This is a genomic window from bacterium, from assembly GCA_012517375.1.
In the GTDB taxonomy this organism is placed as follows: domain Bacteria; phylum Hydrothermota; class Tepidihabitantia; order B3-TA06; family B3-TA06; genus JAAYVC01.
Window position 1 is genome coordinate 1 of record JAAYVC010000003.1, and the last position, 11,531, is coordinate 11,531.

The 11,531-nt window shown below is 51.7% G+C and carries 9 protein-coding genes; 8 read left to right on the forward strand and 1 reads right to left on the reverse strand.

Annotated features, from left to right (window positions below; all coding sequences use genetic code 11):
* The first annotated feature begins 68 nt into the window (after positions 1–68).
* From GX441_00250 to GX441_00280, 7 genes are read left to right on the forward strand one after another with little or no spacing between them, the layout of a single operon-like run.
* Positions 69–476 (forward strand): 4Fe-4S dicluster domain-containing protein, encoded by a 408-nt coding sequence (locus GX441_00250; GenBank protein NLI97074.1) that lies wholly within the window; start codon positions 69–71, stop codon positions 474–476.
* Positions 476–1,366: a heterodisulfide reductase, subunit B gene (locus GX441_00255; protein ID NLI97075.1), complete on the forward strand. Its 891-nt coding sequence runs from the start codon at positions 476–478 to the stop codon at positions 1,364–1,366. Before GX441_00250 ends, GX441_00255 begins: the two co-directional genes overlap by 1 nt.
* Positions 1,363–4,743: an FAD-dependent oxidoreductase gene (locus tag GX441_00260; protein NLI97076.1), complete on the forward strand. Its 3,381-nt coding sequence runs from the start codon at positions 1,363–1,365 to the stop codon at positions 4,741–4,743. Before GX441_00255 ends, GX441_00260 begins: the two co-directional genes overlap by 4 nt.
* Positions 4,743–7,727, forward strand: coding sequence for a CoB--CoM heterodisulfide reductase iron-sulfur subunit A family protein (locus GX441_00265; GenBank protein ID NLI97077.1), 2,985 nt, complete (start codon positions 4,743–4,745; stop codon positions 7,725–7,727). Before GX441_00260 ends, GX441_00265 begins: the two co-directional genes overlap by 1 nt.
* Positions 7,711–8,154, forward strand: coding sequence for a hydrogenase iron-sulfur subunit (locus GX441_00270; GenBank protein NLI97078.1), 444 nt, complete (start codon positions 7,711–7,713; stop codon positions 8,152–8,154). The genes GX441_00265 and GX441_00270 overlap by 17 nt, the downstream gene beginning before the upstream one ends.
* An 8-nt stretch (positions 8,155–8,162) precedes the next feature.
* Entirely contained in the window at positions 8,163–9,260 is a 1,098-nt protein-coding gene (locus GX441_00275) for a (Fe-S)-binding protein (protein NLI97079.1), read from the forward strand.
* Positions 9,257–9,718, forward strand: coding sequence for a protease complex subunit PrcB family protein (locus GX441_00280; protein ID NLI97080.1), 462 nt, complete (start codon positions 9,257–9,259; stop codon positions 9,716–9,718). The genes GX441_00275 and GX441_00280 overlap by 4 nt, the downstream gene beginning before the upstream one ends.
* Positions 9,719–9,748: 30 nt before the next feature.
* Here the strand turns inward: GX441_00280 and GX441_00285 are convergent, their stop codons facing one another.
* Positions 9,749–10,633: a YitT family protein gene (locus GX441_00285; GenBank protein NLI97081.1), complete on the reverse strand. Its 885-nt coding sequence runs from the start codon at positions 10,631–10,633 to the stop codon at positions 9,749–9,751.
* Between the two features lie 93 nt (positions 10,634–10,726).
* On the opposite strand from GX441_00285, the gene GX441_00290 reads away from it, so the two are divergent.
* The coding region (locus tag GX441_00290) for a hypothetical protein (protein NLI97082.1) at positions 10,727–11,531 on the forward strand (805 nt) is incomplete at its 3' end.

Consider the following 11,531-nt stretch of genomic DNA (forward strand, 5'->3'; position numbering starts at 1 on the left):
CTAGGTTACCTGAATGATAAGCTTATTCTGGTTGACAACATGGCTTGCCAGCCTATAATTCCCTCTAAATGATTGAACTCGGAAAGAAGTCCAAGTCAACAAACGACATACTCGAAAAAGTCGCGCGCGTCTCGGAAGTTGACGTTTTCGCGTGCTATCAGTGCGGACGCTGTTCCGGCGACTGTCCGTCCATCAATCTCATGGACATTCTGCCAAACCAGGCCATACGCCTCACCCAGCTGGGTGAGATAGATCGCCTACTCGCATCAAAGACCATATGGGTTTGTGCATCGTGCTTCACATGCACGTCGCGTTGTCCCAAAGGCATCGACATCGCGCGCGTCCTGGAGGTTCTCAGGCAGGTGTGTTTAAGAAAGAATATTGACTCGCTCGACCTCAATCGGATTCCAGAAGAAGAGCGCATGAAATATCCGACCATTGCATGGGTTTCGGCGTTAAGGAAGCTTTCGGCCTGATGGAACAAAATCCCGTAAAGAGTTTTGCCTACTATCCGGGCTGCACAATGAAAACCACAGGTAAGGTTTTTGAAGAGTCCACTTTTGCGGTCGCGAACGCGCTCGGCATCGAGCTCAAGGAACTGGAACGCTGGAACTGCTGCGGAACCGTCTTTTCGCTCGCCAGGGACGATACTATGCACCAGATGGCGACTATCCGCAACATGATGCGGGTGGAGGCCATGGGCATGCGCGAGGTCGTAACCCTCTGCTCCATGTGCTATAACACGCTTAAGCGCGCTAACGAATACATCTCAGCGGATCCCGTAAAGCTTGCCGAGCTTAACGACTTCATGTACGAGGAGCCGGTCAAGTACTCGGGCAATATCAAGGTTCGCCACTTTCTTGAAATCCTCAGGGACGACTTAGGCTGGAAAGCAATCTCGGAAAAAATAGCCAAACCACTATCAGGTCTCAAAGTGGCGTCTTACTACGGCTGCGCGCTTGTGAGACCTTCAGGAGCGGGCGTCGACAGTCTCGAGAACCCAACAGTCATGGAGGATTTAGTTCGGGCGGTTGGTGCCGAGACTGTGAACTGGGCATCCAGGCTCGAGTGCTGCGGTTCCTACCATACCATACCGCGCAAGGAGTTGGTTTTCGAGCGCGCGGAGCGTATTGTTGGCGAGGCGCGCAAGTCTGGAGCCGACCTCATCATACTCTCCTGTCCCTTATGCGAGTTCAACCTCGAAGCGCGCCAGCCAGAAGTCAAGGATGCAAGATACGGGTTCAAAGGTCTTCCGGTTCTCTACTTCACCCAGCTTATGGGTCTGGCTTTGGGTATCGAACCTGGTATACTCGGTATGACGGATGATTACGTTCTGAAAATCGTCAGCCAGAGGGGTGCGGCATGAAAAAGCCTCGCATAGGCGTGTTCGTCTGCCACTGCGGGCTCAACATCGCAGGCACCGTTGACGTTGAACGCCTTGCAGAGGAAGCCAGGGGGATCGAAGGTGTTGTTTTCGCAAAGAGTTATATCTATATGTGTTCGGAACCGGGGCAGGATCTTGTCGTCGAGACTATAAAGAACGAGCACCTTGACGGCATTGTAGTCGCTAACTGTTCGCCTACCCTTCACGAGCGCACCTTCCGCAAAACCGGCCAGCGCGCCGGTCTCAATCCCTACCGCGTAGAGATAGCCAACATCCGCGAGCAGGTTTCCTGGCCTCATCCTAAGGATAAGGAACAGGCCACACGCAAGGCGTTGACGGTCGTCCGCGAGACCGTTCGCAAGCTTGCGCTCGACCGGAGTCTCGAACCATTCCAGGTGCCGATTACTCACAAGGCACTCGTCATCGGCGGCGGCGTAGCAGGCATTCAGGCCGCGCTCGATATCGCCGACGGCGGGCACGAAGTCTACCTAGTGGAAAGGCGTCCGACCATCGGCGGAAACATGCTTCAGCTGTCCGAGACGTTCCCTACGCTCGACTGCCCTCAATGCATCATGACCCCCAAGATGACCGAAGCAGCCCAGCACCCGAACATCCATCTGCTTACCTATTCGGATGTTGAAGAGGTTTCGGGCTATATAGGCAACTTCGACGTGAAGATTCACCGCAAGTCTCCTTATATTGACTGGTCGAAATGCAACGGCTGTTCGGATTGCGCCAGGGTGTGTCCGGTTGAGATGAAGTCTGAATGGGATCATGGGCTTTCAAGGCGCAAGGCTGCATACAGACCGTTTGCCCAGGCAGTGCCTAACAAATTTACAATCGATAAATCCGATCAGGAAGCGCCCTGCCGTGCCGCATGCCCTGTTCACCTCAACGCTCACGGATACGTTGCTGCAACATCGGCGAAGGAGTACGGTCAGGCGCTTTCAATAATTCGAAACGATGCGAGCTTTCCGTTTGCTGGTGTTGCTGGCCGCATCTGCACGCATCCATGCCAAAAAGCATGCTCACGCAAGGAAATTGACTCTGAGTCAGTAACTATCAAGCACATCAAGCGCTGGCTCGCCGATTGGGAGCTTCGCGAGAAGGGCGAGGCCGGTATGGAAGTCGAAATCGCCAAACCGTCCGGCCACAAGGTCGCGATAGTAGGGGCAGGGCCCGGAGGGCTTCAGGCGGCGGTCGATCTGGCGAAGGCCGGGCATGACGTCACAATCTTTGACTCGCAGGAAAAGCCTGGCGGCATGTTGCTTTCGGGGATTCCTTCCTTCCGCCTGCCAAAGGATGTGTTACAGAAAGAGTGCGAGCTTGTTTTCAAGCTCGGTGTCGGATACAAACCGAATACTACTATCGGCAAGGATATACCGCTCAAGCAGCTAATAAAGGAATACGATGCAGTCTACCTTTCGGTCGGAGCTTACAAAGAAGGCAAGATGAACATCCCTGGGGAGGAACTCGAAGGCGTTGCAGGAGGAGTTCAATTCCTCGGCGCCTTGAACCGCGGCGAAAAGCCCAGGATAGGCAGGAAAGTCGCTGTTGTTGGCGGCGGCAACTCCGCTATGGATGCCGCGCGTTCGGCGCTACGCATGGGTTCGGAAGTCACCGTAATATACCGCCGTACCGAGAAGGAGATGCCTGCCATAGCGGACGAAGTCAGGGCTGCAAGGGAGGAGGGGGTCAAATTCATGCTCCTCACTAATCCTGTCCGATTCAATGGCGAGAAAGGCAGACTCAAATCCGTTGAGGTAATCCACATGGAACTCGGCGAACCCGACTCGTCAGGAAGACGCCGTCCGGTTCCGCTCGAGGGTTCGGAAGAAATTCTTGAGTTCGACAACGTGTTCCTCGCTGTAGGTGAAAAGCCGGAGCTTTCCTTCATCGCACCGGATGACGGTATCTTCTTGACGTCATGGGGAACGATAGCTGTCGATGAAGAAACACTCATCACATCCAACCCCAAGGTTTTCGCCGGCGGCGACTGCGTAACCGGACCTGCTACCTTCATAGACGCAGCGGGAGCGGGCCGAAAGGCAGCACGCTCGATAAACCTGATGCTCGACGGAAAAGATTTCGCAAGCAACCGTGCTAACGAGCTTTCACGCAAATCCGACCTTATGGGCGACAAAGACCTTGCTTCCCCTGCCTTATTCAAGCATATGCCAGAGCTTGCGGTCGCAGAAAGGGTTTCCAACTTCAGCGAGGTCGAACTCGGATATTCCGAGGAAGATATTGTAGAGCAGGCAAAGCGATGCATACATTGCGGCGGATGTTCCGAGTGTCGGCTCTGCGAGATTGCATGCGAACCCAAAGCTGTCGCTCACTCCCTCAAACACTGGACTGAGGAAGTCAACGTGGGCGCCATAGTCGTCGCGACCGGTTTCGAACTTATGCCTCTGGATCGCATGCCCGAATACGGAGGCGGTAAATTCGCCAACGTCATCGACGCCATGCAATTTGAGCGGATACTCTGCGCATCCGGTCCTACTGCGGGAGAGGTTCGCCGGCCGTCGGACGGAAAAGTGCCCAAGAAGATTGCGTTCATTCACTGCGCTGGCTCACGCGATCCCGAGCACGGAGTGGCTTATTGTTCACGTGTTTGCTGCATGTACTCAATAAAACAAGCCATGCTCTACAAACATACCGTTCACGACGGGGAAGCATACCTTTTCTACATTGACATCCGTTCCAACGGAAAACGCTACGAGGAGTTCTACGCACGTACGTTAGAGGAAGAGCATGCAACCTTCATCCGCGGCAAGGTCTCCCGTCTTTATGAACAGAATGGCACCGTTACCGTTTACGCCGAGGACACGCTTTCCGGCCAGTCTGTCACGCTTGATGCGGATCTCGTGGTCGTTGCGCCTGCGATGCTTCCATCTACCGCTGTACAGGAACTCGCATCCAAGCTGCGTCTTGCTACGGACGAGTACGGCTGGATATCAGAGGCGCATCCCAAGCTGCGCGCGGTTGAAACACTTACGGGAGGCATATTCGTTGCGGGCGTGACCCAGTTCCCGAAGGATATCACTGATACCGTCTCCCAGGCCTCAGGCGCTGCCGGAAAAGTACTTGCCATGCTTTCGAGGGAGACGCTCGAACGTGAACCCTTAATAGCAGAAGTCGACCAGGACATCTGCACGGGCTGCGGCATATGCGAGGCTATTTGCCCTTACGAGGCGCCCAAGGTTGATTCAATCAAGAAAAAGGCGCGTGTCAACGAAGCCTTGTGCGAGGGATGCGGCGCTTGCGCGGCGGCATGTCCTTCACACTCCGTCAGGCTGCGCAACGCCTCACGAACGCAGCTCTTTGCAATGATTGATGAGGCGACGAGGGAGTACTGATGAGTGCGGGTTACAAGGAATTTGAAAAACACGTCGTCGTCCTCGGAGGCGGCGCTGCAGGTATTGCGTCAGCGCTTGCGCTGAACGACTTGGGATTCAAGGTCTCAATCGTAGATAAGGAATCCCATCTCCTCGGCACAATTGGACAACTGGACAAGCAGTTTCCAAACGATGCTTGCGGGTTCTGCCAGCTACGTTCACGAATTGACCCCGGAGCGGCAGAACTGTGTCTGCGCCGCGACCTTTCCGGTCAGGGACTCGATATTTTCAATCTTGCCTCCCTATGGAACGTTGAAAAACTTTCAGATGGGCGTTTCAAGCTTTTCTTTAACTGTGAACCGGCTTTCGTCAAACCCGAACTCTGCGTGCGTTGCCGTAAGTGCGAGGAAGTGTGTCCTGTTGAGGTGCCTGACGAATTCAATCTTCTTGGAATCCGCAAAGCGGCATACGTTCGTTATCCTATGGCGGTTCCCTCAACTTGGGTCATTGACGGCCAGACTTGCACAAGATGCGGCGAGTGCGTAAAAATATGTCCGACCTCTGCAATTGACCTTGAAATGAAGCCCAGAGAATTGACACTCGATGCTGATGCAGTGATAATCTCCACAGGATTCAGCCTTATTGATCCATCCTATCTTACCGAACTCGGCATAAGATTTCCCAACGTGCTCACGAGTCTTGAACTCGAAAGACTGCTTTCAAACTACGGACCAACCCTCGGCGTGCTCAAAAGACCGTCCGACGGTAGCATTCCGAAAAAGATTGCTATGGTCTTTTGTGCAGGTTCGCGTGACCGCGAGCATCAATATTGCTCCGCTGCATGCTGTATGTATGGAGCAAAAGAGACGAGACTACTGAAGGAACGTTATCCGGAATCCGAGATAACCATCTTCTACATGGACCGCCGAGATTACGGAAAGCCTTATTACTCTTACATGGAGGATATTCCCAAGAACGTTCGCTGGGTGCCCTCGAGACCTGCAAAGGTTGAAGAAACAAGTAATGACAATCTTCTTGTTCGCTACGAATCCGAAGAAGGAAAAATAGTCAAAGAAGAATTTGACCTTGTAACGCTAGTCGTCGGTCAGGAGGGCAGGGCGGACGATTTTGCAAAACTGTTCGAGTTGGAGACTCGGGAAGGTTTCATAAAAACTATTGCAGGTAGTGAGCTGCAAACCTCCAACCCCCGCATTTTCACTGTGGGTTCTGCAGGAGGACCTAAAGACTTGCCAGACACGATTATAGAAGCTCAGGCTGCTGCAGGTCAGATATCATCAATCATTGGCGTATCTAGAAAGGGAGATTTACATACTGCATCTCCTGCACCGTTTCCAAAAGTCGGAATCATTTTTGATCCTGTTGCCGAGGAAGGCTTTAATCAGGATAGGATAAAAACCTTCTTTTCGGATAAAGGTATTCCGTCCGCTTTCATCCAGTTTACGGAAACACCTCAAGGTCTGGATGAGTTGGAGCGTTTTGTGTCAGATAACGAGCTGGATAGGCTTGTTCTCTTAGGGCCGAACCCAAACAAGATTGAATACCTCGTAAAGGAGCGTTTAAGAAGCAAAAGCTGGCATCCGGCACAAGTCGAGATTGTCGACTTCCGCGAGCCTCTTCGGTGGACTTCCAGTGGCGACATATCAGAGATTGCGCTGACTCTTGCCTTGGCGCATGCCGAGAAACAGAGACTTCTCTCCTTTGAGCGATCCGAACCGTTCCAGCACATAGGCAGAGCGATAATCGTTGGCGGAGGGGCCGCGGGCCTTTGGGCTTCAAAGCTCTTTGCAGATGTAGGCGTAGACGTGACTCTTCTCGAGAAGGAAAAAGAACTTGGCGGTAACGCCCTAGCCATGGCCAAAACTCTTGAAGGATTCGATGCAAAAACCTTTACAAAAAGCCTCATCACCGCTATCGAAGAATCCCGGAGAATCGACGTGATTACGGATGCCTGCCCCATCCATATAGACGGGGAGCCGGGCCGTTTCGGTATAACAATCAAGAAGGGTGAAGAGGAGATTGTGAGGGGAGCATCGGTAGTTCTTTTCGCTACAGGCGGTCACGAGTATAAACCTGAGGTGGGTGAGTTTGGATGGGGTATTGAAGGTGTTGTTGGAGAAAAGGAATTTGCAGAAAGCATAGAAAAAGATGCGCTCGCCTATCTTAAAAATGTTGTTATGATTCAATGCGTCGGATCGCGCTCGGAAGACCATCCTTATTGCTCACGAGTCTGCTGCAGAAGGGCGCTGGCAAACGCAATCGCGCTCAAGGAGAAAAACCCGAAAATAGAGGTCACAATAATCGCGAGAGACGTTATGAGCTGGGGATTATCTGAACTCTATTACAGAAAGGCGCGCGAGATGGGCGTCAACTTCATCCGCTACACCCTTGATGAACCGCCTCAAGTAATAGAACAAAATGGAAGGCCTCAAGTTTCGGTCTTTGACCGAATTCTTGGTTCTCGTGTCGAACTCAATGCAGACAAGGTTGTTCTTGCATTGGGCATTATTTCCAGCTTTCCGAACATCGAATATAACGGGGAACCCATCGCAAAGGACGGTTTCGGCTTCTTCAAGGAAGCTAATCCGAAGTTCAGGCCTTGTGAGCTTGAACAGGAGGGCTTTTTTGTCGCTGGCTTGGCAAAGGGGCCAAAACAGATATCTGAGTCGCTTGCCGAGGCTTCGGCCGCCGTCGCGAAAGCGCTCGTTTTTTTGAGGCGCGAAAAGTTAGCGCCCAAATATTATATAGCCCGAACTAACGAAAGACGATGCGCGTACTGCGGCATCTGCATAGATGCATGTCCTAACAAAGCAAGGGTGATGGACGATGAGCTTTCTTCAGCGAGAGTGATTGAAAGTATATGCCAGGGTTGCGGAATATGCGCATCAGCATGCCCTTCAGGAGCGGCGCATCTTGTTACCCTGGAGAGTGATCAGGCATTCAGAATGATTGATGTTTTACTCACCCAACATGAAAGGGGTGTATAAAGTGAAAGAAAATTTCGACCCGAAGATTGTAGGTTTTTTCTGCAACTGGTGCACTTCAGCGGCAGCCGATCTCGCAGGCACCTCCCGTCTTGAATATCCGCCTAACGTGAGACCCATCCGAGTGATGTGCTCGGGCTCAGTGGATTCAAGTTACATAATCAAGGCGCTACTTGAAGGTGCCGATGGCGTCCTTATGGGCGGATGTCATCCTGGGGACTGCCATTACGTAAACGGCAACTACAAAGCGCGCCGCAGGATAGCGCTCCTCAAATCCATAATGACGACCCTGGGACTCGAACCTGATAGGGTCTGGTTGCGATGGATATCTGCATCAGAAGGCGCGCGCTTTGCGAAGGTAGTCACAGAAATGACTCGAGAACTTACGGAAAAGGGCCAGAATCCAATGGCCAGGACTTCTCAAACCTAGGAGTAGGGATGGCAGGTATCTATAAGAAGAGCATGAATCCTGATGAAGCTTGCAGAGCTTTCATCGGCGATCTTTTCGACTCGGGTCTCATAAATCACGCGCTTCTACCGGCCCGAAAATCCGGCATGAATCAGATATTCCCGGCGCTTGTATCTTCAAAAGACTCTCTTGCATCGACATTTCCATTCGCGCCTGTTATGCCGTTATCGACTGCCGTTCAACTCTCAAAAATAACTCGTTTTGCCTCGCCAGCCGGTCCTTTGGCCGTTCTTTTGAAGCCTTGCGAATCGCGTGCGGCTGTGGAGCTTTTCAAACTTCGCCAGATTAACCTTGAAAACATTGTTCTTATAACCCGCGACTGTTTGGGTACCGTGAGTCCAAAAACTTTCGAGCTGAAGATAAAGGATTCTGGGCTTCCGTCATTTTCCGATTTCTCAGAGGATGAGCTCAGACCCAACTGCAGAATGTGCGAGTATCCTGAATCACCAGTTTCCGACATAAATATAGGAACAATAGGGGTTGAAGGCTTGATGCTCGATGCAAAAACCGAAAAAGGCAGCGGGATTCTTTCAAAAATCAAGTTCGAGGCTGAGCTTTCTGACCTTTCTGCCCGTGATAAAGCATTGAAAGCGGAGAAGTCAAAGCGCACCGCATATGCAGAGAAGAACATGTCCATGCTCCGCAGTGAGATATCCGGTATCGAAGGTCTTGTCAAGTTCTTTGCCGATTGCGTCAACTGCCACAACTGCAGGACCATGTGTCCTGTCTGCTACTGCAACGAATGTTTCTTCGATTCATCCACGTTCCACTTTGAAGGTTCCAGGTACGAGGAATGGTCCTCGCGGCGCGGAATTCTTCAGATGCCCCGCGATGAACTGCTTTTCCACCTGGGACGAATGAATCACATAGGCCTTTCGTGCGTGGCTTGCGGGATGTGTGAGCAGGCGTGTCCCCACGATATACGGGTGGGGCAGCTGTTTACGCTCATCTCTGCGACAGCTCAGAAGGAGATGGATATACATGCGGGTCTTTCTCTCACGGACCCCTTGCCTTTAGCTACCTACAGGGAAGACGAGTTCTGTGAAATGGGCGAGGAGAAAGCATGAAAAAGACTTTGCCGGCGGTCATAGCGGCCGCTTTGATCTTTGCAGGATGTCCGAATACATCCAATATCAAGCAGCTTCCGAATCCCGAGAACGTTTCCTGTTCCGGACTGCAGTATAAGGAATCGGGCGGAATGGTATTCAAGGATACTAAAAGCTGGCAATCCTTCTGGTCAACGTACTGTACTGTCATCGATGACAAAGGCAACAAAATGCCTGCACCGGGGATTGATTTTGATAAATCTATGCTCGTCGGCGTATTCTCTGGTCAGAAGCCCACGGGCGGATACTCGATTAAGATAGAGCGAATACTTGAATCTCCCAAGAGCCTTATCGTAGAATACTCTGAAGAGTCACCCGACCCAGGCGCAATGGTAACGATGGCATTGACGTATCCATGCCAGCTGGCCTTGATATCGAAATCGGAAAAGACGGTAGAATTCAAACGAATCGATAACTGAAACCTCCATTGTCTGTGCGGGAAAGCTTTATTAATTTCTCGCTCTGAAGCCCTTGCCAAGAACCTCGTATACGTCCGATATAACAACGAATGCCTTTGGGTCAATCTGCTTGACTATCTGTTTGAGCATGTCAATCTCGCGACGCGTAAGAACGATGTAGAGCACCTCTCTTCTTTCGCCCGAGAAGTACGAGTGTCCGTGAAGGGCTGTTGCGCCCCTTCGCATCTCGAGCGATACAGCCCATGAGACCTCCTGCGGCTTCGTCGTGATTATGTAGGCGGCTCGGGCGTAACTGAACCCTTCCAGGACCAGGTCTATTACCTTCGTGTTTATTATGAGAGAAAGAAACCCGAAAAGCGGAGCCTCGAGCGTGCGGAATACAATCGCTCCGGTTGCGATGACGAGTATGTCGAAGATAAGGATCCAGCCTCCAACTGAGATGTTCGATCTTTTCGTTAAAACCTGTCCAATAATGTCAGTTCCTCCTGTCGAACCGTGACCCCTGAAGACTATTCCCAGGCCGAGTCCAAGTATCGCGCCTCCGTATGCGGCTCCGAGTATCGGTTCGTTCGTCACCGAAGGGAGGTGCAGGATTCCGTCGAAGAGATATATGAATCCGGAGGTCGCAAGAATACCAGCAAGACTTTTGATGCCGTACCTCATGCCCATGTCCTTGACCCCAAGGATAAAGATGGGGATGTTCAGCACCACGTAGAAGATTGATACCGACCATTTGGTTACGTAGTTCAGAATGATGGATATTCCGCCGACCCCTCCGGACACGACATGATGGGGAATAAGGAACATCACATAGGCTATTCCGCATATCGCGGTTCCAACGAGAATTAATCCCGCATCGAAAAGCTCCTTCTTCCAGTTCAGTTTAAGTACAAATTTCTTATGAGTTTCAGGCATGCTGAATTTTACTTGCCTGAGAATTAACGTCAACCTATTGACAAGAATTCTTTATGGAGTATTGTTCAATGAATAAACTCAAAAGGAGGAGCTATGAAAAAATCCCTGATTGTTTTATTTGCCGCCTTTTCGTCGCTATCGATATTCACGAGCTGCGGACCGCCCTCAAACTACGGTCCGAACGATATCGTCACCATCTCAGGGAAATTCATTGACCCGGATGGAAATCCCTACGCCGACAAGCAGGTGGGCGTGTGGGTCCTCGATATTCAGGGTATATCCTACAACAACTACTGGTATCCTGATCCAGACGACTACGAGCTTACGGAGTCTGACGGAACCTTCAAGATACGCCAGAAGGGTGATCGCTATCTCTGGCCCAACGGCACCGCCAAGTACGTTTTAATAGCCAATATCGATTCACTTGCCGGACCGGTCACTGCGATGGGCTTCTTCGTAATCAATCAGGAGACAACGCTTCCCGACGCCAAACTCTGGCTTGCGAATGTAAACTCGACCGTAACAAATGATACCGCAGCTTTTACCTGGGACGCCGTCGATGCGGTAGCTGGCCAGGCGCCCGATAAGTATGCATTCAGTTCTGCGGTCGTCTACTGGGACCTCTGGTCAGAGGACAGCGTTGCGTCGGGCTTTAAAATGCCCGCGTATCCGTTCCAGAACTCATGCAATGCCTGGAGGATTGCGGCGAACATAGCAAGACCCGACGACAACGGAATAGACTGGAGCTTTATGAGCGAAACCAAGGCGGGAGCCAATCTCATCCCGTCATCTGCTCCTTCACTTCTCTCCAAGGGCAAGGCCGCTTATGCTGCCGGGCATGGCGACACCAACTACACTAAGCTTACGAATCAGGTCTGGCACGAATGGGAAGCCTTCA